This is a genomic window from Vibrio limimangrovi (genome assembly GCF_054064025.1).
Genome location: NZ_JBSUGF010000010.1, coordinates 50,960 through 76,767 on the forward strand (window position 1 = coordinate 50,960; position 25,808 = coordinate 76,767).

Consider the following 25,808-nt stretch of genomic DNA (forward strand, 5'->3'; position numbering starts at 1 on the left):
GTTAGCTCGTTGGTAATAAATTCTGTTTAAAATCATTCAGTAAGTCGTTAACAAACTGAACTCGTTTACGTCGGTCTGTCAATGGTACGCTAAACTTGAACTTAGTTGGACCTTCCATTGCAAATTTTTGCGGCTGCGATTGAAGGAGTTTAACCAAATACACTGGATTTATGTCAGCATCAGGGTAAAACTCTACGAATCCGCCTTTGTCATGGGCTTCAATCTTCCTCGCTTTCAGGTTAGCTGCAGCAAGTTTCATTTCTGATACAGCTAAGAGGTTTTTCGCTGCATCAGGAAGCAGGCCAAATCGGTCAATCAGCTCCACTTTTAATTCCGACAACTCATCGGTATCTGTCACGCTGGCAATACGTTTGTACATTGACAGGCGCGTATTTACATCTGGGATGTAGTCATCCGGCAAAAGCGCTGGAATACGCATTTCCACTTCCGTTTGCTCTCGCAGCAACTCGTCCAGTGATGGTTCTTTGCCTTCTTTCAATGCTTCTACGGCTTGTTCCAGCATCTCCATATACAGTGTAAAGCCAACTGATTGAATTTGCCCACTTTGTTCATCACCAAGTAATTCACCAGCCCCACGGATTTCTAAGTCGTGAGTGGCGAGCGTAAAGCCTGCGCCAAGATCTTCCAGAGACGCAATCGCATCCAGACGTTTGATGGCATCTTTGGTCATTGCTTTTGGATGTGGCGTCAATAAATAGGCATAGGCTTGATGGTGAGAACGACCAACACGGCCACGCAACTGGTGTAACTGCGCCAGACCAAGGTTATCCGCTCGGTCCATGATGATGGTGTTCGCGGTTGGAACGTCGATACCTGTTTCAATGATAGTCGTACACACCAGAACATTGAAGCGTTGGTGGTAGAAGTCGTTCATCACGCGCTCTAGCTCACGTTCACGCATTTGACCATGTGCCACGGTTATACGGGCTTCTGGAATCAATTTCTGTATATCTTCGGCGGTCTTTTCGATGGTTTCGACCTGATTATGCAGGAAGTAAACCTGTCCACCACGCATGATTTCACGCAGTACGGCTTCACGTACAACCGACTCTTCACGCTCTCGAACAAACGTCTTGATGGCCAAGCGACGAGCTGGCGGGGTGGCGATGATGGATAAATCACGCATTCCGCTCATTGCCATGTTGAGAGTTCGTGGAATTGGTGTCGCAGTGAGGGTCAAGATGTCGACATCCGCCCGCATCGCCTTCACTTTCTCTTTTTGACGCACACCAAAGCGGTGTTCTTCATCGACAATCAGTAGGCCAAGATCTTTAAACCTGATGTCGCTGGACAGCAGTTTATGTGTACCTACGACGATATCTACTTTACCGTCAGCTACATCTTGCAAGATGACTTTTTGCTCTTTTGCGGACTTGAAGCGCGATAATACTTCTACGCGAATTGGCAAGTTAGCGAAACGGTCGCGGAAGTTTTCAAAATGCTGTTGTGCCAACAGGGTAGTTGGTACGAGTACCGCGACTTGTTTACCATTGTCTGTGGCGACAAATGCGGCGCGCATCGCCACTTCCGTTTTACCAAACCCAACGTCACCACAAACCAGTCGGTCCATCGCTTTTGCCTGGCACATATCTGACATCACCGCGTTTATCGCCGTTGATTGATCGTCGGTTTCCTCAAACGGGAAGGTTGCTTTGAAGGTGGCATACTGCCCACGATCCAGTTTGAACTTAAAGCCGGGTTTTAATTCACGCTTGGCATAAACATCCAGCAGCTCTGCGGCTACGTCACGCACTTTCTCTGCGGCTTTTCTGCGTGCTTTCGCCCAGGCTTCTCCGCCGAGTTTGTGTAACGGCGCACTTTCTTCTGCACCGCCGGAGTATCGGCTAATGAGATTCAGTGATGACACGGGTACGTAAAGCTTGGCATCGTTTTGATATTCCAGCGTTACGTATTCGGTTTTCATACCACCTGCTTCAAGGGTTTGCAGTCCAATGTAGCGGCCGATACCGTGGTCGATATGGACAACGGGTTGACCCGGCTTAAGTTCGGCAAGATGGCGAATGACGGTATCGCTATTGACTGCCTTTTTGTCTTTGCGGCGGCGTTGGATAACACGATCGCCAAGCAAATCACTTTCACAGATAAGTGCAAAGTTCAGTTCATCATGAATAAAACCGTGGTCAGCCGCGCCAAGAATTAAGCTAAAGCGGTTATCCGAATTCAATGCCTGGTACAAAGAGTTGTGTACTACAGGGCGAACTTTAATGCCTTGCAGAAGTTCAGTCAGTGCTTCGCGTCGACCTTCCGATTCTACAGAAAAAACGATTTTGCCAGAGAACTGTTCACTAAACTGGCGCAAGCGAGAAAGCGGCTCTTTGTTCTGCTGTTGCACGCCAAGCTCTGCCAAAGACTGTACTGCCAGGTTCTGACGACCTGCGCGCTTGACGATTTTTTCCAGATGTAACTGAGCTTGAGGTAGCTGTTTAAAGTGCGCGAAGAGCTCATCTTTTTTCAGCCACAAATCATGTGGCGCTAGAAGCGGACGTAATGGGTCGATTTTCTTCTGATCGTATCGATATTCAACGTCATTTAAGAAGGTCTCGGCGGCTGACTCAATATCGCCATAAGTGATCAGCTGGGAGTCTTCAGGTAAGTAATCGAACAGAGTTTCGGTATGTTCAAAGAACAGAGGCTGCCAATACTCGATACCTGCCGGCCATGTTCCTTTGGTTACCTGCATATAGATGGATTCAGGTTCACGACGCGCTTCAAACTGAGTACGCCAGCGAGTACGAAACTCTTCAATCGCCTCTTTTGTGGTCGGAAACTCGTGCGCAGGAAGCAGTTGGATCTGCTTAATGTCTTCGATAGAGCGTTGGTTTTCGGGATCGAAAGTTCGAATCGTGTCGATTTCATCATCAAAGAAATCGATACGGTATGGATCATCACTGCCCATTGGGAACAGATCGAGAATCGAGCCTCGGCTGGCGTATTCGCCAGGTCCGAATACTTGATCAACGTGGCGGTAACCGGAGTTTTCTAACTGTACCCGAAGTTTTTCGAGAGAGAATTGGTCGCCGGTTTTGACCATTAACGTGTGTTGCAGCAGGAAGTCACGCGGCGATTGGCGTTGTAAGGCGGTGCTGACAGGCACAATCGTAATACCGGTCTTTTGATGCGGTAGCTGGTACAAACGCGCAATTCGGTCAGAGATGATTTCCTGATGTGGAGAAAAGTTATCGTATGGCAGCGTTTCCCAATCAGGGAAAAGGCTCACTGGCTGGTCGGTGAATTGTTCAATTTCAGCTTGTAGTTTCAGGGCAAGCTGAGGATCCGGTACAACAAGTAGTGAATGACTGGAATGTTGTTTGGCAAGCTCTGCAATCGCAAGCGGAAGGGCTGCCCCAGGTAAATTACCTAGCTGTTTTTTATCGCCACGCTCAGATGGGTTGGTGACGGAAAGTATCGTTGCTTTTGTCATAGGAGTTATTTTTTATCTCGCTCCAGTGAGCGCTGACGGAGTAGTTTTTGTTGTTGATATAAAGCGGCTTTGATCAATAAATCCTGATCGGAGTCTCGTAGCATCTTGTACTTCAGGGTGATGAGAAAGCCTGATTCTGATGCTATACACTCTACCACTTCAGCGTAGCAGTATATTGCGGCCGCTGGTTGATCCAGAAACAGTTTAACACGCACTAATTGATTCGTTTCTAGCGCAGTATCGGTGCGGTAGCTGAGCTGACTCGCGCCAAATTGAGTTGTTTGAAATCGGGTTGCGGCGTCATCTTGCTGTGACAGCATAAAGCTTAACAACAGGTTAAGCTTCGTATTCTGCGTGTCGAGCAAATGAATCACGTGCTTTAACTCTTTGTTTTGTAATTCGAGACGCGCATTGTCTGACAGTGTATCTAACCTGCTGAATTCACTGGAAACAATGAATGGTGCAGGTATTTGGGAAGTAAAGGTTTCTTCATCTGGCAAAGCAAAGTCAGCACCTAACGCTTCCACGTTTATGGTCAGATTATGGTGAACGGTGAAATATTCTTGCTCTGTCATGTTGTCGATCCTTTTGCCAGCGAGCGCTCTCTGCTTCATTTGCGATACAGCTTTAAATTACGGTACAGCTTTATTTACGGAACAGCTGTATTTACGAAACAGAAAGTAAGGCACTGATTATCGCTAACTGAATGAAGTTATCAAGTTTACCCGTTTTCCAGCCTGAACTTTTTGCTCGAAATGCAGACTTATTGCATGTCGTTGACAAATTTAGTGATTATCTTGTCTTTTTCAGCGGAAGAGTAAGGTAAGATAGCCGACAACGTTTGTGTTCTATCAAAACAGCCAGTTGATTTATCTTTTATGTATCATCCTATCTCATTATTTATTGGTTTGAGATATCTTCGGGGACGCTCTGGAGATAGGTTTAGCCGATTTGTTTCTTATATGTCGACAGCAGGTATCACCATCGGTGTTATGTCGTTAGTGACTGTATTGTCGGTGATGAATGGCTTTGAAGCCCAGCTTAAAGAGCGCATTCTTGGCGTACTTCCTCATGCGGTTATCTCCCAACAAAATGGTGAAACTCCGTTGACAGAAACAGCTCCAGAATTCATCCAGAATATTTCTAAAGTGGCGGAACCTGAGCCAGTGGTTCGTGGTGAAGCGGTGATACAAAGTCCTGCGCAGTTAACGGCAGGGTATTTGATTGGTATTGAGCCGAAAAAGGGCGACCCAATCGCGAACCACTTAATTGCTGGCCGACTGTCTTCACTGCAGGCGGGAGAGTATCAAGTCTTTCTTGGTCACAGTTTGGCGCGCGCTCTGAAAGTTTCTATCGGTGACAAAGTTCGTTTAATGGTCACAAATGCAACTCAGTTTACGCCGATTGGGCGCATTCCAAGTCAACGTAACTTTACGGTCGCTGGTATATTCAATACCGGTTCTGACGTTGACGGTCAGTTAATGATCGTCAATATGACGGACGCCGCGAAGCTGATGCGCTTACCAGAAAATACGGTGTCTGGCTGGCGTGTCTTTTTCTCTGACCCTTTCATGGTGACAAATTTTGCTGATAAACCTATGCCAGAAGGATGGCAATGGAGTGACTGGCGTGTCCAGCGCGGCGAGCTTTTCCAGGCAGTAAAAATGGAAAAGAATATGATGGGTTTAATGCTGGGTCTGATCGTCGGTGTCGCTGCGTTTAATATCATCTCAGCACTCATCATGGTGGTGATGGAAAAGCAATCCGAGGTCGCCATTCTTAAAACTCAGGGCATGACCCAAGCTCAAGTCATGACCATCTTTATGGTTCAGGGTGCGAGCAGTGGCGTAATTGGCTCCATTGTAGGAGGCATAGTTGGGGTGACGGTTTCGCTTTATTTAAACGCCATTCTTGAATATGCGGGCGTTGCGTTATTTACCTTCGGTGGACATCTGCCAATTTTGATTGATTCATTTCAGATTTTATTAGTGGTGGTATTGGCTATTGCTCTAAGCCTTGCTGCTACCGTTTACCCTTCTTATCGAGCATCTTCTGTTAAACCTGCTGAGGCACTCCGCTATGAATAAGCTATTAGAATGTCGTGATATTCGTAAAGTCTACCGAGAAGGTTCGTTAGATACGGAAGTGTTGAAAGGTGTCAGTTTTGATCTGGAGAAAGGTGAGTTAGTTTCTATTGTTGGGTCATCTGGCTCGGGTAAAAGTACGCTGCTGCATATTCTTGGGGCCCTTGATGATGCTACGCATGGTGAAGTGGACTTCTTAGGGCAAAATCTGACTTCCTTGAGTTCTAATAAACAAGCAGCACTGCGTAACAAGCATCTGGGTTTTGTTTATCAGTTTCATCATTTGCTCGCTGACTTTACTGCTTTGGAAAATGTGGCAATGCCGCTATTGATCGGCGGTACTAAAGCGGTGGAAGCAAAAGCAGCGGCAAAAGCGTTACTTGATAAAGTGGGTTTGGGTCATCGTGTGGATCACAGACCATCGGAGCTCTCTGGGGGAGAACGTCAACGTGTTGCGATTGCGCGTGCGCTGGTCAATAAACCGGACTTAGTGTTAGCTGATGAGCCGACCGGTAATCTGGATCACAACACGGCACTGTCTATTTATGATCTGATGCGAGAGCTGAACCAAGAGTCGAATATTGCCTTTTTGGTTGTCACGCACGATAAGGAGTTGGCGGCAAAGATGGATCGTCAAATGCATATGCAGGATGGTTTGCTGGTGGATCGTTTGACGATTGAATCTGCAGTGGCGGAGGGCTAATTTTGTTTTCATCTTTAGCACTGATGATTGGTGGTCGTTTCAGTCGCGCTAAAAAGCGTAACAAGATGGTATCGTTCATCTCTTTATCTTCTACGATTGGTATTGCCGTTGGCGTTGCCGTCATCATCATTGGTTTATCTGCAATGAACGGGTTTGAGCGGGAATTGCAGTCACGAGTACTGTCCGTGATTCCGCATGGTGAGCTAGAAGGGGTAGATGGTCCGCTCCGTAATTACACGAAAACCATCAATCAAGCGTTAAAACATAAAAATGTCGTTGCTGCGGCCCCATATGTACGTTTCACCGGATTGGCAGAAAAGGGCAGTAAACTCAAAGCTGTCGAAGTGAGGGGCGTTGAACCTTCATTTGAGCAAGCGGTCTCCAGCATGTCTGATTTTATTGATCCAGCAGCATGGCAGAATTTCTATGCCGGACAACAACAAGTCATTTTAGGTCGTGGTGTTGCTGACGAATTGGGCATCAACGTCGGTGACTATGTCACTTTGATGATCCCACAAATGGGCACTGGCAATAACGTTCAGGCACCAAAGCGTGTTCGAGTTCAGGTCATCGGGTTTTTAACCTTGAATGGCCAGATAGATCATTCGCTCGCGTTAGTCCCGTTAGCTGACGCACAGCAATATGCACGATTGGATGATGGTGTTACCGGTATTTCTCTCAAAACGAATGATGTTCTTAATGCCCCGGAAATCGTGCGTGAAGTGGGCGGTTTGGTCGATGTATATGTCTATCTGAAAAGTTGGCAGCTGCAATTCGGTTTCTTATACCGAGACATTCAGCTGGTACGAACCATCATGTATTTGGTTATGGTGCTGGTGATTGGTGTGGCATGTTTCAATATCGTTTCGACATTGATGATGGCAGTAAAAGACCGAGCAGCGGAAATCGCGATATTAAGAACGATGGGAGCAAAAGACAGCCTGATTAAGCGCATCTTTGTATGGCAGGGTGTATTTTCTGGTGTCTTTGGCAGCTTAGTTGGTAGTGTGGTTGGTGTGCTTGTCGCATTAAATCTCACGCCACTGATTACGGGGCTCGAGCGTTTAATTGGGCACCACTTCCTGTCGGGCGATATCTATTTTGTCGACTTCCTACCTTCACAACTCCACTGGCCTGATGTGGCTTTGGTGTCGATAACCGCAATTGTTTTGAGTTTGTTGGCAACCTGGTATCCCGCGTCGCGAGCGGCCAAGTTAAATCCAGCGGCGGTTTTGAGTTCCAAGTAAAGCGGGGCTCCTTTAGCTGAGCATAAAAAACAGAAAAAGGACCGATTACGGTCCTTTTTCGTATTTCCTATCAATTTGTCATTCGTGGATGACATCTCTTTTCAGTCAATCTGTTATTTGAGCCTCAGTACATATCCAAGGCGCTGATTTTTATGTAATGACGATTTATCTTACGTTTCGTTTTTGCCAACTGCGGACCACTGAGTAGCGCCACAATCCGCGAATGCCAAAGTATCCGATGATGGCTGAAGCAACACCACAAATAGCACATCCTAAAAGAAACGGAGGTCCAATCGTGCTCATCTGTTGCATGATGAATTCCCAAGACAGTTCAAAAGTGAAAGGCTGCGGCGGAACATGCATCACCAGTGCCCCGAGCTTATAAGCAAAGTAGAACAAAACTGGCATGGTGATCGGGTTGCTTACCCAAACCAAAGCCACGGAAAGCGGCAGATTGACGCCCATTAAAATAGCTAAACCTGCTGCCATAAGCATTTGGCTGGGAAGCGGAACAAACGCCATAAATAGGCCAACGGCAAAAGCACCTGACGCAGAACGACGATTTAAGCACCACAGGTTCGGGTTGTATAACACATTGCCGAAGACCTTTAATGCTTTTTGGCGCTTGATCACTTCGTGATCTGGCATGAAGCGTTTTATCAGCTTTCTAGGCATAGGACAGCATGACTCTCTCAGAAAAAAGTTTGACCTTGGCATTATTTGTAGCAAGCGTTGTTTCATCAGCGTGGTGGCCGACGATGCCAGACTGGCGTTGGTTGCTACTGGGAATCATTACCACAGGCTCAATAATTAAGTTACGCCGCGGCCTAATTAGCATAGGCGTCATTTGGGGCTGCATGGTTGTCATCATCCACGGCAATGCTATTGAGTATCAGCGACAAGCCCTTTTTAGAATTGGGGAGAATATTACCATAATTGGCAAAGTTGACAGCTCTTTTAAACAAATAAGTCATGGATATGAAGGTGTCGTAACGATCAAGCAGGTAAACGACCAAATTCTGTTACCTTTTTTCAAACCTAACGTGCGTTTAATAACTAAATTTCCTATCTCTGTTAACAGTGAATTCACGACTTCTGTTTTATTTAAACCAATTATTGGTCTTCGCAATGAAGCGGGTTTTGACGCTGAAAAGCAGGCAATGGGAAATGGCATTGTGGCCCGAGCCATAGTGCCTGAAGATGCGCGCTGGATTATCCGAACCAACCATTCCTGGCGGCAGATCATTATTGACAGAGTCATGGATGATCTATCCCATCTGAATCACCTGGCGCTGATTAAAGCGCTGGCTTTTGCAGACCGCACAACGCTGAGTGACGATACTTGGCAAGCGCTCAGAGACAGCGGATTGCTGCATCTGGTCTCGATTTCTGGCTTACACATCGGTATGGCCTTTAGCTTTGGCTTGTTGCTTGGGAGATCCATTCGAACTGCCTTTCCCGGGTTTGAGTTCATTCCCTCTATATTTGGATTGGCGGTTGCACTGGCCTATGCATGGTTAGCTGATTTTTCTCTGCCAACGACACGTGCTGTATCGGTATGTGTTATCTATGTTGCACTCAAATACGCTCTGGTTCATTGGAGTGTTTGGCGAGTCGTCCTTCTGGCCGTCGCTATACAGTTATTCTTTCAACCTTTTGCATCCTTAAGTATGAGCTTTTGGTTGTCGTATTTGTCGGTTTGTTTGGTGCTTTTTGCGATTAACTTAGTGCAAAAACAACAGGGAAATTGGTTAGTCAAGCTAAAGGTTTTGCTCGTCACGCAATTGGCGCTAAGTTTGTTAGTTATTCCTCTAAGCGGTTATTTCTTTTCCGGATTTAGCGTGTCAGCGATGGCTTATAACCTGATTTTTATTCCTTGGTTTGGGTTTGTCGTCGTTCCCTTAATGTTTCTGGCATTGTGTTTCTCCTTAATTAGCTCGGCATACGCGAAATATATTTGGCAGGGGGTGGACCTTTCTTTGTGGCCTTTGAGCGAGTCAATTCAGTATGCGCTTGGCAGTTGGCAGCCTTTGTCGATTCAACTCACATGGTTACTCATCCTGCTTAGCGGTTGTTTTATTATCAAACGCTTTTTGTCCAGACAGGCATGGTTACTGCTGTTCGCTGTGGTGGTCAGCGTCTTTTTATTATCGGAGCAGAGAAGGGGTGAGTGGAGAATTGATATTCTCGATGTGGGGCATGGGTTGGCTGTTGTCGTTGAAAAAGACGGAAAAGTGCTGCTTTATGACACCGGTAAAGCCTGGCCGGACGGCAGCATTGCTGAACAAGTTATTACGCCAGTACTTCATGGAAGGGGATACGTAACTATCGATACTTTGGTGCTCAGTCATTCCGATAATGATCACGCTGGAGGGAGGCATGTAATTGAAACCCATTTTTCTCCTGTCATTAAACGCAGTAGCCAGCAGTTTGATGGTTATCATACGTGCCATAGTGGTGCTGACTGGGATTGGCAGGGGCTAAATGTCGAGGTGTTATGGCCGCCTCAACCCGTGAAAAGAGCTTATAACCCTCACTCCTGTGTATTCCGGATTCGTGATCCAGCGTCGGGCTTTAAGGCGTTGTTTACAGGAGATATCGAAGCCATCAGTGAGTGGATACTGTTAAGAGAACCGGACAAACTTCGCAGTGACATCATGCTTGTGCCACATCACGGCAGCAAAAGTTCTTCCAATCCGCGCTTTATTGACGCGGTCTCACCGACGTTAGCCATCGCATCGTTAGCGAAAGAGAATCAGTGGGGAATGCCAGCAGAATCTGTCGTCGCTTCCTATATCGAGGCGGATTCCATTTGGTTAGACACTGGACATCGTGGTCAAGTTACCGTGAGGGTGAGCGAAGGAGAGTGGCGTTTTAGCACGAAACGAAGTGATACATTTGAGCCTTGGTATAGGCAGATGCTGCGTAAGCGGGTAGAATAAGCGCCTTAATGTAAGAAAATAAAGCACTTCTATGTCGATAAATACTGATGAAACGACTTGGCAGACGTTTAAGCGTCTATGGGTACATATCCGACTTTATAAAGCTGGTCTTATCGTTGCTATCATTGCATTAGTTATTAATGCTATCTCAGATACCTATATGATTTCTCTGCTGAAACCTTTGCTTGATGAAGGTTTTGGAAGCACAGATTCTGATTTCCTACGCACACTTCCGCTGATCATTTTTGCCATGATGTTTATTCGTGGTACCAGTGGGTTTGCCGCCGATTACTGCTTGAGTTGGGTTTCTGGTAATGTCGTCATGCGGATTCGTCGCATGGTATTTAACCATTTCATGCACATGCCAGTGTCTTATTTTGATAAAGAAAAGACAGGCAATTTGTTGTCCCGAATTACTTATGATTCGGAACAGGTCTCTGCTGCAACAAGCCGGGCCTTAGTGAGTATTGTGCGCGAAGGTGCAAGCATCATTGGTCTTCTCGTATTGATGTTTTACAACAGTTGGCAGCTTTCATTGGTGCTGTTTGCTGTTGCTCCGGTTGTTGCGTGGGGGATTGGGGTTGTTTCAAAACGCTTTAGAAAAGTGTCCAAAAACATGCAAACCATGATGGGGAACGTAACGGCTTCTGCTGAACAAATGCTGAAAGGGCATAAAGTTGTTTTGAGCTACGGCGGCCAGGACATAGAGCGTGAACGGTTCGAAAAAGTCAGCAACCAGATGCGTCAGCAAAGCATGAAGTTGGTAACGGCACAAGCCGCTGCTAACCCAATTATCCAGATGATAGCATCTGTTGCTATTGTCGCTGTGTTGTATCTGGCGAGCATTGATTCTATTAAAGAACAGCTTACTCCGGGTACCTTTACGGTTGTATTTTCTGCGATGTTTGGTTTGATGCGTCCTCTGAAAGCTCTGACTAACGTAACCTCTCAGTTCCAGCGAGGCATGGCGGCAAGCCAAACGCTATTCGCACTTATCGATCTGGATCCAGAGAAAAATGAAGGTAACCATAAAGTTGAACGTGCGAACGGTGATATATCCGTAAAAGACATTACGTTCACATACGAGGGGGCAGAGAAGCCTGCGTTAGAACATGTCAGCTTTGATATTCCTCGTGGCAAGACGGTTGCCTTGGTTGGGCGCTCAGGTTCTGGTAAGAGTACTATCGCGAACTTGTTTAATCGTTTTTACGATGTGGATAGTGGTGCGATCATGCTGGATGGGCACGACATTCGCGATTATGAGCTTAAAAACTTGCGTGAACAATTTGCGCTTGTTTCTCAAAACGTCCACCTGTTCAACGATACGATTGCGAACAATATCTCTTACGCGACAGAAGATAAGTTCCAACGTAGTGATATTGAAAAGGCGGCTGAGTTGGCCCACGCGATGGAATTTGTCAGCAAGATGGAAAATGGTCTCGACACGGTGATTGGTGAGAATGGCGCAAGTCTTTCTGGCGGTCAGCGTCAGCGTATTGCTATTGCTCGAGCGTTACTTCGTGATGCACCAGTTCTGATTTTGGACGAAGCGACTTCTGCGCTTGATACTGAGTCTGAACGCGCTATTCAAGCAGCACTGGACGAGCTGCAAAAAGATAAGACGGTACTGGTTATCGCTCACCGTCTGTCGACAATCGAAAAAGCCGATGAAATTCTGGTCGTTGATGATGGCACGATTGTAGAACGTGGCACTCATGCCGATCTGATTGCAAAAGATGGTGCGTACGCTCAGTTACACCGTATTCAGTTTGGCGGTTAAGTTGTGATCGAAAAAATCTGGTTCGACAACCATCCACTCAAATATCTCTTATGGCCGCTGTTGTGGCCACTGAGTCTGTTGTTTGGTGCAATCAGTCAGTCAAAACGTAAGCAATACCAAACCGGAAAAAAGCTCGCTTATAAAGCACCTGTACCTGTTGTGGTGGTCGGAAATATTACCGCTGGCGGCAATGGTAAAACGCCAGTGGTAGTGTGGCTGGTGGAACAATTACAGCAGCTTGGTTATAACCCGGGGGTTGTTTCTCGCGGCTATGGTGCTAAGGCACCGCAGTATCCATTAGTTCTGGATGACCAAACACCAGCGAAACATTGTGGGGATGAGCCTAAGCTTATTTGCGGTCGTACAGGTGCGCCTGTTGCGGTTGATCCGGTACGAGCGAATGCGGTCAAAGCGCTGCTGGAAGTCGGCGTGGATATTATTATTACGGATGACGGCCTGCAGCATTATGCCCTTGCACGAGACATCGAATTAGTGATTGTTGACGGAAATCGACGCTTTGGTAATGAAAGCTTGATACCTTTGGGGCCATTGCGCGAAGGTATAGAAAGACTGAGTGAAGTGGATTTCGTGATCACCAATGGTGGACATGTTCAACAAGATGAAATTGCGATGTCACTTGCGCCTGAGAAAGCAATTAACCTCAAGACCAATCAGCATATTGATGTGTCAGAGTTAAAAGAATTAGTTGCATTTGCGGGCATTGGGCATCCTCCGAGATTTTTTAATACACTGAATGTAATGAATGCTGATGTCAAAGTAACCAAAGGCTTTTCCGACCATCAAGACTTTGACCAGCAAGAATTAGAAGCATTGGCTCAACAAGGAGCGAATGTGATCATGACAGAGAAAGATGCCGTTAAGTGTCGCGATTACGCACAGGACAACTGGTGGTATCTACCTGTATCTGCACAGTTTAATTCAAACGACGCAGAGCGAATTTTAAATAGAATAAAAGAGGTTAAAGCGACTTATGGATCACCGTCTGCTTGAGATTGTAGCTTGCCCTGTATGCAAAGGTAAGCTGACGTACGACAAAGATAATCAAGAGTTGATCTGCAAATTTGATCGCCTTGCGTACCCGATAAAAGAGGGGATTCCTGTTCTGCTTGAGCCGGAAGCACGAACAATGAGCATGGACGAGGGACGCTAATGTCTTTTACTGTCGTCATTCCCGCTCGTTATTCCTCTACTCGCTTACCGGGTAAACCACTGGCTGATATTGGCGGAAAGCCGATGGTGCAGTGGGTGTATGAACAAGCGATGCAAGCTGGTGCGGAAGATGTGATCATCGCGACGGATGATGATCGTGTTGCTGCTGCGGTTGCGAAGTTTGGCGGCAAAGTCTGTTTGACATCGCCAAACCATGAATCTGGCACTGAGCGTTTGGCTGAAGTGGTCGAGAAAATGGCAATTCCTGCGGATCACATTATTGTGAATGTCCAAGGTGATGAGCCGTTAATTCCTCCTTCAATTATTCGTCAGGTCGCGGACAATCTTGCAGGTCGTGATGCTCCGATGGCCACACTGGCAGTAGAAATTGAGTCGGAAGAAGAAGTCTTCAATCCCAATGCGGTTAAAGTGGTGACAGATTCTCGTGGTTATGCGCTGTACTTTAGCCGTGCAACGATTCCATGGGATAGAGATAATTTTGCCAAGCAAGACAAAACGATCGTAAATCCTTTGATGCGCCACATTGGTATCTATGCGTACCGGGCTGGTTTCATCAATACGTATGTCAATTGGGCTCCGAGCGCATTGGAGCAAATTGAATGCCTGGAGCAGCTTCGGGTGCTTTGGTATGGCGAGAAGATTCACGTAGCAGTTGCTAAGGAAGCGCCAGTTGCGGGTGTTGATACGCCAGAAGATCTCGAAGCAGTACGAGCGATAGTAGCAACTAATACCAATCACAGTAAGTAAGTGACCATAAATAGCGCAGGAAAAATGCTTGAGAACAAGGCAGGATTTTTCGATAAGTAGTTATTCTACAATCAAAAATTCTAACGCAGTTATCGAGTATTTTAACAAGCTAGAATGACCAGATATTTACTACGATTGGTATAATGCAAAGTGAGTTCTCCTGACAATAAAAAGGCTCCGATTAAGGAGCCTTTTGTGCTTCAGGGGAGTGACATTTAAGGGGACTGCTCAGGGGTATCAAATATTATTATTGTTGTCATATTGATTACGCTTAGGGCAGGTTGCCAGCGTTTCTCTATGACCGGTATCTTTCACTTCTTGCAAAATAACGTCGAAGCCCCATATACGGTACACGTGTTTTAACACCTCATCATAGCTCTCATCTAATGGGATACGATTATGAGGAACATACTGAAGCGTCAGTGATCGGTCGCCACGGACATCAACGTTGAACACCTGAATATTCGGTTCAAGATTCGATAAGTTATATTGCGCCGCGAGTGTTTCTCGTATGCGTTTATAACCCACTTCGTCATGAATGGCCGCTATTTCAATGAAGTTTTTGTGGTCGTCATCTTTAATGGCGAACAGTTTAAAATCACGCATTATCTTTGGTGAAAGGTATTGGCTGATAAAACTCTCATCTTTAAAGTTGTGCATGGCAAAGTGCACCGCTTCAAGCCAATCTGTACCCGCCAAATCAGGGAACCATTCGCGGTCTTCATCGGTTGGTTCTTCACAGATGCGTTTGATATCACGGAACATGGCAAACCCAAGTGCATAAGGGTTTATGCCACTAAAATAAGGGCTATTGTAGGCTGGCTGAGCCACTACGCTCGTATGGCTGTGTAAGAATTCCAGAATGAATTTTTCAGACACCAAGCCTTCATCATAAAGATGGTTAAGAATGGTGTAATGCCAGAACGTTGCCCAGCCTTCGTTCATTACCTGAGTCTGTTTTTGTGGGTAAAAGTATTGGCTGATTTTACGCACAATACGGATGACTTCACGTTGCCATGGTTCAAGCAATGGCGCGTGTTTTTCAAAGAAGTACAGTAAGTTTTCCTGAGGTTCACTCGGGAAGCGCGCTACGATGTCCTCCTCTTTTGTTTTCGCTCTTGGTACAGTTCGCCATAGGTCGTTAATTTGCGATTGAAGGTAAGCTTCTCGCTCTTCTTGGCGTGCTTTTTCCTCAGTGATGGAGATTTTCTCTGGTCGTTTATACCGATCGACACCAAAGTTCATCAGTGCGTGACAGGAGTCGAGGAGTTTTTCGACTTCCAGAACGCCATACCGTTCTTCACACTCTGCAAGATACTTTTTCGCAAACAGCAAGTAGTCAATGATCGAACTGGCGTCTGTCCATGTCTGGAACAGATAATTACCCTTAAAGAATGAATTGTGTCCGTAGCAGGCATGGGCCATCACCAATGCTTGCATCGTGACGGTATTTTCTTCCATTAAATAGGCGATACAGGGATCTGAGTTGATCACTATTTCATACGCCAAACCCATCTGGCCGTGTTTATAATGTTGCTCCGTTTGAATAAACTTTTTACCAAATGACCAGTGATTGTAGTTTATAGGCATACCGATACTTGAGTATGCGTCCATCATCTGTTCTGAAGTGATCACTTCAATTTGATTTGGGTACGTGTCGAGACGATAGTGCTCAGCGACACGCTTGATCTCTTTGTGGTATCGCTCTAACAGTTCAAATGTCCAGTCCGGGCCATCTGGCAGAATCTTGCTCTTACTGTTGCGCTTCTTTTTTGGAGCCTCTTCAGAGAGGTTTTTTGTTGCTGTACTCATCCTAGCCTCCTTACGCCGTTTCTTTATGGAATAGTTCACGGAAGACAGGGAAGATATCCTCCACAGCGCGAATATTCTTCATAGCGAAGTTCGGAAATTCGTCAGTGAGTTTTTCATACTCATGCCACAATGTCTGATGAGAACGGCGTGTGATTTCAATATATGAGTAGTACTGACAGTTAGGTAGTAATTTATTGACCAATATGTCACGGCATCTCGGTGAGTCATCTGCCCAGTTATCGCCGTCAGATGCTTGGGCTGCATAAATGTTCCATTGCCCAACAGGGTAACGCGCTTTCACTATCTCATCCATGAGCTTTAACGCACTGGATACAATTGTGCCGCCCGTTTCCTGAGAGTAGAAAAACTCATGCTCGTCGACTTCCTTCGCTTGAGTATGATGGCGAATAAATACGACTTCGACGTTTTCATAAGTACGAGTCAGGAACAGATAAAGCAAGACGTAGAATCGTTTAGCGATATCTTTGGTTGCCTGATCCATTGATCCTGAGACGTCCATCAAACAGAACATGACCGCCTGACTGGATGGTACGGGGCGTTTCTCGTAGTTCTTAAAACGCAAATCGAACGTATCAATAAAGGGTACGCTTTCAATTTTTTTACGAAGTTCCGTTATCTCCTGTTTGATACGAGTTTCTTCAAACGGTTGAGCTGGTTCAGTGTTTTTAATGCGTGCGAGCTCTTCCTCTAACTCTTTAAGAAGGCGCTTTTTACCCGCCGTCATTGCGGTTCTGCGCGCCAGTGATTGCTGGAGTGAACGCACAACGGCTATGTTGGAAGGAATACCGGCGGTTTTGAAACCAGCACGATGTGTTTTCCACTCGGTAATCTTCGCTATTTGGTTTTTTTCTAAATTTGGCAGTTCAAGATCTTCAAAGAGAATATCGAGATATTCATCTTTCGAAATTTGGAACACAAACTCATCCTGGCCTTCGCCGTCTGCACTTGCATTACCTTCTCCAGAACCACTCCCTTGACCTCCGGACTTCGGACGTTCGATTTTATCACCTGTGATGAACTGGTCGTTTCCTGGGTGAACACGTTCACGCAACCCACCGCGTCCTTGATGAAAAATCGGTTCGTTAATGTCTTTGTGCGGTATAGAGACGTCTTCGCCCGTTTCCGTATTCGTGATCGAGCGTCGATTCACTGCGTCTGCTACCGACTCTTTGATTTGCTCCTTATGGCGCTTCAAGAAGCGCTGTCTGTTAACAGCGCTCTTGTTCTTGCCATTGAGCCTGCGGTCTATAAATTGCGCCATGAAATAGCCCTCTTCATGTTTCACAAGCGACCTAACTCAACACTGGGTTAGGATGACTTACGTACTCGTAGGTACCACTCAGAAAGTAGGCGAACCTGTTTCTCGGTATAGCCTTTTTCCATCATGCGAGCGACAAAGTCGTCATGTTTCCTCTGATCTTCAGAAGAGGTTTTCGCATTAAATGAGATAACCGGAAGTAGTTCTTCGGTATTGGAGAACATTTTCTTCTCGATCACTGTGCGCAATTTTTCGTAGCTGGTCCAAACAGGGTTTAGACCATTGTTAGTCGCTTTCGCACGAAGCACAAAGTTGACGATTTCGTTACGGAAATCTTTAGGGTTTGAGATGCCCGCTGTTTTCTCGATTTTCTCTAGTTCGGAGTTTAGAGAAGAACGGTCAAATAGCTGCCCGGTTTCAGGATCGCGGTACTCTTGGTCTTGGATCCAGAAGTCAGCGTAAGTGACGTAACGGTCGAAGATATTCTGACCATATTCAGAGTATGACTCTAAGTATGCGGTCTGAATTTCTTTGCCAATAAACTCGACGTAACGTGGAACCAGATACCCTTTCAAAAACTCGAGGTATTTTTCAGCCGTTTCTGTTGGGAACTGTTCACGTTCGACTTGTTGCTCAATGACATAGAACAGGTGGACAGGGTTCGCTGCCACTTCGGTTTGGTCAAAGTTAAACACACGCGACAGGATTTTGAAGGCGAAACGAGTGGATAGACCATTCATACCTTCATCAACACCTGCGTAATCACGATACTCTTGGTAGCTCTTCGCTTTCGGATCGGTGTCTTTCAGTGTTTCACCATCGTACACTCGCATTTTTGAGAAGATGGACGAATTCTCAGGCTCTTTCAGGCGTGAAAGAATACTGAACTGTGCCAAGGTCTCTAAGGTACTTGGTGAGCAAGGTGCTTGAGATAATTCACTATTTTCAAGCAGTTTTTTGTAAATCTTCACTTCTTCTGAAACGCGCAGACAGTACGGTACTTTAACGATGTATACACGGTCTAGGAACGCTTCGTTGTTCTTATTGTTACGGAATGTTTGCCATTCGGATTCATTCGAGTGCGCTAAAATCATGCCATCGAATGGAATCGCAGAAAGCCCTTCAGTACCGTTAAAGTTGCCTTCCTGAGTCGCGGTCAGCAATGGGTGAAGTACTTTGATTGGCGCTTTAAACATCTCAACAAACTCCATCAAGCCTTGGTTAGCTTTACAGAGCGCACCAGAGTAGCTGTAAGCATCTGGGTCATCTTGTGAGTAGTGTTCAAGTTTACGGATGTCTACCTTACCAACCAAAGATGAAATGTCTTGGTTGTTTTCATCGCCTGGTTCAGTTTTGGCCACACCGATCTGGTCGAGAATAGACGGACGTACTTTGACGACTTTGAACTTGGTGATGTCACCACCGAATTCATGTAAGCGTTTTGCTGCCCATGGCGACATGATTGAACGAAGGTAACGTGGGTCAATGCCGTACTCTTTTTTCAGGATCTCACCATCTTCAGTCGCTTTAAATAAGCAGAAAGGGTGGTCATTAACCGGGCTTCGTTTACCATCGGCACTAAGAATATAGATAGGCATCTGCTCCATTAGTGCTTTCAATTTTTCGGCAAGCGATGATTTACCACCACCAACAGGGCCGAGTAAGTAAAGAATCTGTTTACGTTCTTCCAAACCTTGAGCTGCGTGTTTTAGGTACGCAACAATTTGTTCTATCGCATCTTCCATACCATAAAAATCTTTAAACGTTGGATAACGCGATATCACTCGGTTTGAAAAGATACGGCTTAGTCTTGGATCTTTGGCTGTATCGATTATCTGAGGCTCACCGATTGCCATCAGTAGGCGTTCTGCTGCATTAGCGTATGCACTTTTGTCATCCTTGCACAGGGCTAAAAACTCCTGTAACGACATCTCTTCATCTTTTGCAGCTTCATATCTGGATTGATAGTGGTCGAAAATACTCATGTCGCTTTCCCCTTTAATAGTCAGTCTACCGACGAACGTTGATTAAGGCTTACCCACCTGTTGTCATGCTCTTGGTTGTCTAAATGTATACGTACGTCCATCTAATTTGGTTTGTACAGCACACAAGATTGGCGACACCAAAGACTTTTGTTTGTAGACAGATTTATCATCACAACGGTGAGAGGTGGATTTGAATCATTCAATCTCAGCCTTTCTCTACTTAAGACTAGTCTGGGATTTGCAATTTTGCTTAACAATTATGAATTTATTGCAAAAGTGACATTTTCATCACTCTTTGATAATTGGTGTAATTGTATTGGTTGTTGCACATTGATAAATCAAATGTTTGGCGCACTGGTGCCAACATTAGTGATTCATGTTTGGGATTAAACAAAGATTGAAAAAATCGTGCTAAAGGAAAAAAGAGGGGGCGACAGCGGAATAAAAAAGGAGAGCATTTGCTCCCCTTAGTAAATAGTTACATATTTATGCACTAAAGATTTGTGCCAGCTCGTTTGGACATAAGTGGTACTGACGAGGGCAATTGCGCCATGTTTGTAGCATACGACGGTATTTGTTCAGCATTGGCATCTGACTATTAAAATGATGGTCAGCCTTGTCAAATTGCGGATATAAGCCTTCAGAGTCCACTAAAAAGCGTACGTAGTGTACTTGCTGAGCTTCTGTTGCAATGTCAAAACCAAGAAACTGCAGACGGCGTTGATCGACTTTGCTTCGTTCTTCGGTTTCGAGTAAGTTGTTGGACTCTTGCATTGCATGATACATCTCCATGATGTCGATAATTTCACGACATTCTGCTTCCGTAATGCAGCCAAAATTTTTGTTTAGCTCGCACATTTGCAATCCGTATCCACGTTCAACTATCGTCTGTAGGCGTTTGTATTTCGCGGCATTACTTGGATCGAGTTGAGACATTAGGTTGTACTGGTTTGATAGAATCAAACGTTGAGCGTTTGACATTTCCATGATGACCTCACTAAATAATCTAATACATTTTTAATGTGCTTAGGTTAACGCTTCAGACATGAGTGAAACATGATCTCAACACATATTTAATATGAAAAAATGACAAGAATTACTTAATACATCTAGTCGTCAGCACGATATCTTTCAAACTAATGCTATTTTTTATGGTAGTGGTTGTATATGTAATCTCTATCGGAGAAGACTCTCAACCATTCGGGTTTGAAGACCGTAAGTACGGCAAGTGACATGCCATTTAACAAACCTTCAGGAAAGGCGAGCAGAGGGACAAAAATAAAGTAATTGTGTTGAATGGTTTCCCAATCGTAGTGACCGACAGTTAAGTGATAGAACGAATTGATCAGCAAGTGCAGGCTACCGGTAATGGCCCCGTTAAAGAAACCTGCAACGAAAATAAAGACAAAAATATTGCGTGGCAAATAGTGGTAGCTGAGCAGGAATACAAAGTAACTGATCAGAATAGGAAGTAGGGCGGAGAGGATCAGAGAGCTTGGCAGCAAGACGAGACACACACCTTGTATCCAATGATTAACGACCATGGCGGGAATGCTTATCAAGAACGCCATTCGCCATCCATACATCATGGTTAAGGTAGTGACTGCGAGAAAGTGGATTTTTAGCCCATCTTTTACGCCCGCCTGAGCGGACCACAAAATCGTTAACAGGAACACAGTGGCAAAAACAATGTGCTGAAAAGATTTTTCTGTTTCAAGCTTAGGCCAAACTGTCTTTCTCCAATCAGGTAAGCAAAAGGCAATAATTACCCAAATGATGACAGCGAATGCTCCTAAGTTAAACCAATCCATGATGACTCCCTGATGCTACTTTTTGTTACGTTTACGTTAAGAGTTTTGATGGGGTGCTATTGTACACATAGGACGAATTGAAATAAGGTATTCGACTCCACGAAACAAAAAAATACCAGCGTGAAGCTGGCATTTTTCTCTAGGGCGGAAGTGGTTTGATTTAGTATTTTACATTCGAGTGGTACTGAGAAAGGATCGATTTGATTTCATCCATGGTCTCTTTAGACGGTGGGTTTACGCCCTCAAGCGGATATTCGAAGCCCAGCGCTTCCCACTTATGGGCACCCAGCTTGTGGTAAGGAAGCAGTTCTACTTTCTCAATGTTATCCATGTCTTTGATAAATTCACCAAGCATGTGCGCTGCTTCTGGGTCGTCGGTATAACCTGGAACCACAACGTAGCGAATCCACGTTTTTTGGCCAATTTTATGTAAGTATCGAGCGAAATCCAAAGTACGCTTGTTCGATACTCCGATTAAGTCCTGATGAACCTCATCTTTCATGTGCTTGATATCCAACATCACTAAATCGGTGACATCGAGCACTTCGTCAATGACTTCGGTGTGTTTACGGACATAGCCATTGGTATCAAGGCAGGTATGAATACCTTCTGCTTTCGCTGCTCTGAAAAAGTCGCGCACAAACTCAGGTTGCAGGATTGCCTCTCCGCCAGAACAAGTCACACCACCACCAGATGCATTCATGAAATGACGGTATGATTTCGCCTCAGCAATGATTTCTTCAACAGTGACTTCTTTACCTGTATGCGTATCCCAGGTATCGCGGTTATGGCAGTACTTACAGCGCATCAAACAACCCTGCAAGAAGACGATAAAACGAATACCAGGTCCGTCTACGGTACCACATGACTCAAATGAGTGAATACGACCAGTTGTTGACATCTTTTGCTCTCATGACTAGTAAACTGTTGCTGTTATTTTATTACAAAAAGCAGGGTTAAAACAGTCTTGTAGGCGTTTAGCTTGTGGAATGAAGGCAAACAAAACGTCCAATGGAGTTTTCATCGGTCTTAGGCCGGGGGTTATTTAAAAAAAGGCGAAGACAGAGAAAGAACCAGTACCGTATACGTCGGTTTGAGCCTCTTTATATTCGGGAGTTTTGACCGTAAACGTAACGCTCGCACCGTAACTTTGGTTATACCAGGCCGCTCCAGCTACGGCACTGCTTTGCCAGTGCGCCAATGTGACGTCGTAAACGTCTGAGTCACCAGAAATACCGGAACGATCACCTTCGATAGTGATATCGTTGAAACGGTAATGGCCTTCCAATCCAGCAAATAGGAACCAGCTGGTGGTGTTTCTCGCTAACATGCTAGCTGAAAATGGGCTTTCCACGCTGATATTGGCCGCGCCAATGCTATTGGATAAGTGGGTTCCCCAGCGGAACATCACGCCCTGAGAGATATCACTGCGAAAGTTACCAGCATTGATATTGTTAATGTTGGTGACTTCCCACTGAGTACGGTTCCCCTCACTGCGAATTAACTTATTGAATGCTCGGTAGCCAACACTGAACGCCAGATAATCATCGATTTGGTAATCCCACCCTTGTGGATCGGGAGAGCCGGTAATGGTGTGAACCAGAGATTGTGCTTTTTCTGATAGCGCTCGTTCACCCGTAGTGCCAATAGTAAAGTTATAACGCACCGCTTTATCTGCGGTGAGAGAAAGGTAGTTGAGTTCCGTATGCAAATAACCGGCATATGGGCGCTCGTTTGCCAGTGGATAATCGGCATCTATATCTCTTGGCGTCCACATTTTATGGCCCAGCACCAGTTCTATTTTATCGATGCTGGAGGATTCCGGGTTGCTTAGGCTCAGCCAATCCCATTCTCTCTTTTTTGTTAGTTGTCCGGTTGCGTAGGAGAGAAAGATCCCATTTGTATAATCGTGATCCACACCGAAGATACCGTCATTGTCGAGTGTAAATGAAACGGTGGATTCGGTGGATGCGAAAGCAGCAGGTGACAAAAGGGCAAAGATAAGTAATTTTTTATACGTCATATAAAGCACTAACAAATATTTATTTGCATGATACGTAAGAATGACAGTGAAATCCTTTGCGGTGTCACAAGAATGAAGTTGAACATAAAAAAAGCCGATGCATTCTCAGCATCGGCTCTTGTGGTATTACTAAAACGTTATGTCGCTAAAGTCTTATAGAGACTCTGTGAATGTACGAGCGATAACGTCAGCTTGCTGTTCTGCAGTCAGAGAGTTGAAACGTACAGCGTATCCAGATACACGGATAGTTAGCTGAGGGTATTTCTCTGGGTGTTTAACTGCGTCTTCTAGAGTTTCACGGTTAAGCACGTTTACGTTTAGGTGCTGACCACCTTCAATGCCTGCTTCGTGGTGGAAGTAACCATCCATCAGACCAGCAAGGTTAGCACGTTGGCTGTCTTCTTCTTTACCTAGTGCGTTAGGTACGATAGAGAAGGTGTAAGAGATACCATCTTGAGCGTCAGCAAACGGAAGTTTCGCTACTGAAGTCAATGATGCTACTGCACCTTTCTCATCGCGACCATGCATTGGGTTTGCACCTGGAGCAAATGGAGTACCAGCACGACGACCGTCAGGCGTGTTACCAGTTTTCTTACCGTATACCACGTTTGAAGTGATAGTAAGAATTGACTGAGTAGGAATCGCGTTGCGGTAAGTCTTAAGCTCACGGATCTTGTTCATAAATACAGAAACAAGTTCACAAGCAATGTCATCTACGCGAGGGTCGTTGTTACCGAATTTAGGGTAGTCGCCTTCGATTTCGAAGTCGATTGCAATACCGTCTTCGTCGCGAATTGGTTTAACCGTTGCGTATTTGATAGCTGATAGTGAGTCAGCTGCAACAGACAGACCAGCGATACCACATGCCATAGTACGTTTAACGTCCAGGTCATGAAGAGCTAGTAGAGACGCTTCATAGCTGTACTTGTCGTGTGAGTAGTGGATAGCGTTCAATGCAGTAACATACTGTTTTGCCAACCAATCCATGAAGTGGTCCATTTTGTCCCACAACTCATTGTAGTCAAGTACTTCAGAAGTGATCTTAGGCATTGCTGGACCAACTTGTGCTTTAGATTTTTCATCAACACCACCGTTGATAGTGTAAAGCATAGTTTTAGCAAGGTTCGCACGAGCACCGAAGAACTGCATTTGTTTACCAATAACCATTGGCGATACACAACATGCAATTGCGTAGTCGTCAGATTCCATGTCTGGACGCATTAGGTCATCGTTTTCGTACTGGATAGAAGAAGTATCGATAGATACTTTAGCACAGAAACGTTTGAAGCCGTCTGGAAGTGCTTCAGACCAAAGAACAGTGATGTTTGGCTCTGGAGAAGGCCCCATAGTGTATAGGCTGTTTAGGAAACGGAAGTTAGAACGCGTTACTAGCGTACGACCGTCAAGACCCATACCACCCATAGATTCTGTTGCCCAGATTGGGTCGCCAGAGAATAGTTCATCGTACTCAGGAGTACGTAGGAAACGAACCATACGTAGTTTCATTACGAAGTGGTCGATCATTTCCTGAGCTTGGTCTTCTGTGATCTTACCAGCAGCGATATCACGCTCGATGTACACGTCTAGGAACGTAGAAGTACGGCCTAGAGACATTGCAGCACCGTTTTGAGATTTAACAGCAGCTAGGTAGCCGAAGTAAGTCCACTGGATAGCTTCTTGTGCAGTTTCAGCTGGACGAGAAATATCGAAGCCGTATTTCGCAGCCATTTCTTTGATTTGGCCAAGAGCGCGGTGTTGTTCTGCTACTTCTTCACGAAGCTGCATTGTCATTTGAAGATCTTCGCCGTTTTCGAATTTCTCTTGTAGAGAAGAGAACTGTGCGAATTTGTCTTTCATCAGGAAGTCGATACCGTATAGCGCAATACGACGGTAGTCACCGATGATACGACCACGACCGTATGCGTCTGGAAGACCAGTCAGAACGCCTGATTTACGACAAGCAAGAATTGATGGCGTGTAGATATCGAAAACTGCCTGGTTATGAGTTTTACGATATTCTGAGAAGATTTTTGAAACCATTGGATCAAGTTCACGGCCGTAAGTTTTGCATGAACCTTCGATCATGCGAATACCACCGTTAGGGATGATCGCACGTTTTAGTGGAGCTTCAGTTTGAAGACCAACGATAGTTTCAAGGTCTTTTTCGATGTAGCCTGCATCGTGAGCAGTGATGGTAGAGATAACAGAGGTGTCAAAGTCTACAGGAGCGTGAGTAGAGTTCTCCTGTTTGATACCTTCCATTACTTTAGCCCAAAGCTTGTTAGTCGCTTCAGTACCTTCAGAAACTAGGAAAGATTCGTCGCCTTCGTACGGAGTGTAGTTCTTTTGAATGAAATCACGAACGTTTACTTCGTTTTGCCACTCACCTGCAGCAAAACCTTCCCAAGCTTTAGCAAATTGCTCTGCCATGACATACCTACCTTTTTAGTAGAAAAAAATACGTACTGCTTCGCCGTTGAGCCAGCTATCCCCAGTTTCATCAGTTCCGTGGGGAACAGTACACTCTTATGAATAACAATATTTATAGTCTTAAATTTCTAAATTTGGGTTACAAAACTATAAATATTGTCACTGCATGTGACGCTCACTCTTTGAATCAACAACTGCAGGTTAAACTAAAAAATTTCTGCAAACCTTAAACTAAATCAATAAATGATCAACTTTACGGATAAAAATGGGGTAGCGACTAGCGCTACCCACAATTATTTTTGAGCTTTTGA

19 protein-coding genes are annotated in these 25,808 nt (G+C 45.2%); 8 read left to right on the plus strand and 11 right to left on the minus strand.

Annotated features, from left to right (window positions below):
- Position 1: 1 nt before the first annotated feature.
- A complete protein-coding gene (gene mfd / locus ACWYU8_RS14680) occupies positions 2-3,463 on the minus strand; it encodes a transcription-repair coupling factor (protein ID WP_457520397.1) in 3,462 nt (1,153 codons plus the stop codon).
- Positions 3,464-3,468: 5 nt separating this feature from the next.
- Positions 3,469-4,038 (minus strand): PilZ domain-containing protein, encoded by a 570-nt coding sequence (locus ACWYU8_RS14685; RefSeq protein WP_457520398.1) that lies wholly within the window; start codon positions 4,036-4,038, stop codon positions 3,469-3,471.
- A gap of 303 nt (positions 4,039-4,341) precedes the next feature.
- Between ACWYU8_RS14685 and lolC the strand changes: the two genes are divergently transcribed.
- Genes lolC through lolE form a run of 3 tightly spaced genes read left to right on the plus strand, consistent with a single transcriptional unit; the run spans position 4,342 to position 7,497 of the window.
- A complete protein-coding gene (gene lolC, locus ACWYU8_RS14690; protein ID WP_457520399.1) occupies positions 4,342-5,550 on the plus strand; it encodes a lipoprotein-releasing ABC transporter permease subunit LolC in 1,209 nt (402 codons plus the stop codon).
- Entirely contained in the window at positions 5,543-6,250 is a 708-nt protein-coding gene (gene lolD, locus ACWYU8_RS14695) for a lipoprotein-releasing ABC transporter ATP-binding protein LolD (protein ID WP_457520400.1), read from the plus strand. The genes lolC and lolD overlap by 8 nt, the downstream gene beginning before the upstream one ends.
- 2 nt (positions 6,251-6,252) lie before the next feature.
- Positions 6,253-7,497 carry a lipoprotein-releasing ABC transporter permease subunit LolE gene (gene lolE / locus ACWYU8_RS14700; protein WP_457520401.1) on the plus strand — a complete coding sequence of 415 codons (1,245 nt, stop codon included), beginning with the start codon at positions 6,253-6,255 and terminating at the stop codon, positions 7,495-7,497.
- A gap of 165 nt (positions 7,498-7,662) precedes the next feature.
- Here lolE and ACWYU8_RS14705 read toward each other — a convergent pair whose 3' ends face one another.
- A complete protein-coding gene (locus tag ACWYU8_RS14705) occupies positions 7,663-8,172 on the minus strand; it encodes a DUF2062 domain-containing protein (RefSeq protein WP_457520402.1) in 510 nt (169 codons plus the stop codon).
- Between the two features lie 8 nt (positions 8,173-8,180).
- On the opposite strand from ACWYU8_RS14705, the gene ACWYU8_RS14710 reads away from it, so the two are divergent.
- Genes ACWYU8_RS14710 through kdsB form a run of 5 tightly spaced genes read left to right on the plus strand, consistent with a single transcriptional unit; the run spans position 8,181 to position 14,157 of the window.
- On the plus strand, positions 8,181-10,439 hold the full coding sequence (locus ACWYU8_RS14710; protein ID WP_457520403.1) for a DNA internalization-related competence protein ComEC/Rec2: 2,259 nt from the start codon (positions 8,181-8,183) through the stop codon (positions 10,437-10,439).
- A 31-nt stretch (positions 10,440-10,470) separates the two neighbouring features.
- Entirely contained in the window at positions 10,471-12,219 is a 1,749-nt protein-coding gene (msbA, locus tag ACWYU8_RS14715) for a lipid A ABC transporter ATP-binding protein/permease MsbA (protein WP_457520404.1), read from the plus strand.
- Positions 12,220-12,222: 3 nt separating this feature from the next.
- The gene (gene lpxK, locus ACWYU8_RS14720) at positions 12,223-13,230 is read left to right on the plus strand and encodes a tetraacyldisaccharide 4'-kinase (protein ID WP_457520405.1); all 1,008 of its coding nucleotides are present in this window, start codon (positions 12,223-12,225) and stop codon (positions 13,228-13,230) included.
- Positions 13,211-13,390 carry a Trm112 family protein gene (locus ACWYU8_RS14725; RefSeq protein WP_444495743.1) on the plus strand — a complete coding sequence of 60 codons (180 nt, stop codon included), beginning with the start codon at positions 13,211-13,213 and terminating at the stop codon, positions 13,388-13,390. The genes lpxK and ACWYU8_RS14725 overlap by 20 nt, the downstream gene beginning before the upstream one ends.
- Entirely contained in the window at positions 13,390-14,157 is a 768-nt protein-coding gene (gene kdsB / locus ACWYU8_RS14730) for a 3-deoxy-manno-octulosonate cytidylyltransferase (protein ID WP_457520406.1), read from the plus strand. The genes ACWYU8_RS14725 and kdsB overlap by 1 nt, the downstream gene beginning before the upstream one ends.
- Positions 14,158-14,394: 237 nt before the next feature.
- On the opposite strand, the gene ACWYU8_RS14735 is transcribed toward kdsB, so the two are convergent.
- From ACWYU8_RS14735 to pflB, 8 genes are all read right to left on the minus strand, one after another.
- Positions 14,395-15,969, minus strand: coding sequence for a SpoVR family protein (locus tag ACWYU8_RS14735; protein ID WP_457520407.1), 1,575 nt, complete (start codon positions 15,967-15,969; stop codon positions 14,395-14,397).
- A 10-nt stretch (positions 15,970-15,979) separates the two neighbouring features.
- Positions 15,980-17,251 (minus strand): YeaH/YhbH family protein, encoded by a 1,272-nt coding sequence (locus tag ACWYU8_RS14740; RefSeq protein WP_457520408.1) that lies wholly within the window; start codon positions 17,249-17,251, stop codon positions 15,980-15,982.
- Positions 17,252-17,298: 47 nt separating this feature from the next.
- Positions 17,299-19,233 carry a PrkA family serine protein kinase gene (locus ACWYU8_RS14745; RefSeq protein WP_457520409.1) on the minus strand — a complete coding sequence of 645 codons (1,935 nt, stop codon included), beginning with the start codon at positions 19,231-19,233 and terminating at the stop codon, positions 17,299-17,301.
- A 486-nt stretch (positions 19,234-19,719) separates the two neighbouring features.
- The gene (locus ACWYU8_RS14750; RefSeq protein ID WP_444495738.1) at positions 19,720-20,220 is read right to left on the minus strand and encodes a YfbU family protein; all 501 of its coding nucleotides are present in this window, start codon (positions 20,218-20,220) and stop codon (positions 19,720-19,722) included.
- 155 nt (positions 20,221-20,375) lie between these two features.
- Positions 20,376-21,044 (minus strand): energy-coupling factor ABC transporter permease, encoded by a 669-nt coding sequence (locus ACWYU8_RS14755; RefSeq protein ID WP_457520410.1) that lies wholly within the window; start codon positions 21,042-21,044, stop codon positions 20,376-20,378.
- A 160-nt stretch (positions 21,045-21,204) separates the two neighbouring features.
- The gene (pflA, locus tag ACWYU8_RS14760) at positions 21,205-21,945 is read right to left on the minus strand and encodes a pyruvate formate lyase 1-activating protein (RefSeq protein WP_457520411.1); all 741 of its coding nucleotides are present in this window, start codon (positions 21,943-21,945) and stop codon (positions 21,205-21,207) included.
- 144 nt (positions 21,946-22,089) lie between these two features.
- Entirely contained in the window at positions 22,090-23,067 is a 978-nt protein-coding gene (locus tag ACWYU8_RS14765) for a lipid A deacylase LpxR family protein (RefSeq protein ID WP_457520412.1), read from the minus strand.
- A gap of 153 nt (positions 23,068-23,220) precedes the next feature.
- Complete coding sequence (gene pflB, locus ACWYU8_RS14770) at positions 23,221-25,497, minus strand: formate C-acetyltransferase (RefSeq protein ID WP_457520413.1); 2,277 nt, start codon at positions 25,495-25,497, stop codon at positions 23,221-23,223.
- Positions 25,498-25,808 lie beyond the last annotated feature (311 nt).

Coding starts and splice junctions, on each gene's coding strand:
- mfd (WP_457520397.1), bottom strand. CDS start 3,463: ATGACAAAAGCAACGATACTTTCCGTCACCAACCCATCTGAGCGTGGC.
- ACWYU8_RS14685 (WP_457520398.1), bottom strand. CDS start 4,038: ATGACAGAGCAAGAATATTTCACCGTTCACCATAATCTGACCATAAAC.
- lolC (WP_457520399.1), top strand. CDS start 4,342: ATGTATCATCCTATCTCATTATTTATTGGTTTGAGATATCTTCGGGGA.
- lolD (WP_457520400.1), top strand. CDS start 5,543: ATGAATAAGCTATTAGAATGTCGTGATATTCGTAAAGTCTACCGAGAA.
- ACWYU8_RS14705 (WP_457520402.1), bottom strand. CDS start 8,172: ATGCCTAGAAAGCTGATAAAACGCTTCATGCCAGATCACGAAGTGATC.
- ACWYU8_RS14710 (WP_457520403.1), top strand. CDS start 8,181: ATGACTCTCTCAGAAAAAAGTTTGACCTTGGCATTATTTGTAGCAAGC.
- msbA (WP_457520404.1), top strand. CDS start 10,471: ATGTCGATAAATACTGATGAAACGACTTGGCAGACGTTTAAGCGTCTA.
- ACWYU8_RS14725 (WP_444495743.1), top strand. CDS start 13,211: ATGGATCACCGTCTGCTTGAGATTGTAGCTTGCCCTGTATGCAAAGGT.
- kdsB (WP_457520406.1), top strand. CDS start 13,390: ATGTCTTTTACTGTCGTCATTCCCGCTCGTTATTCCTCTACTCGCTTA.
- ACWYU8_RS14735 (WP_457520407.1), bottom strand. CDS start 15,969: ATGAGTACAGCAACAAAAAACCTCTCTGAAGAGGCTCCAAAAAAGAAG.
- ACWYU8_RS14740 (WP_457520408.1), bottom strand. CDS start 17,251: ATGGCGCAATTTATAGACCGCAGGCTCAATGGCAAGAACAAGAGCGCT.
- ACWYU8_RS14745 (WP_457520409.1), bottom strand. CDS start 19,233: ATGAGTATTTTCGACCACTATCAATCCAGATATGAAGCTGCAAAAGAT.
- ACWYU8_RS14750 (WP_444495738.1), bottom strand. CDS start 20,220: ATGGAAATGTCAAACGCTCAACGTTTGATTCTATCAAACCAGTACAAC.
- ACWYU8_RS14755 (WP_457520410.1), bottom strand. CDS start 21,044: ATGGATTGGTTTAACTTAGGAGCATTCGCTGTCATCATTTGGGTAATT.
- pflA (WP_457520411.1), bottom strand. CDS start 21,945: ATGTCAACAACTGGTCGTATTCACTCATTTGAGTCATGTGGTACCGTA.
- ACWYU8_RS14765 (WP_457520412.1), bottom strand. CDS start 23,067: ATGACGTATAAAAAATTACTTATCTTTGCCCTTTTGTCACCTGCTGCT.
- pflB (WP_457520413.1), bottom strand. CDS start 25,497: ATGGCAGAGCAATTTGCTAAAGCTTGGGAAGGTTTTGCTGCAGGTGAG.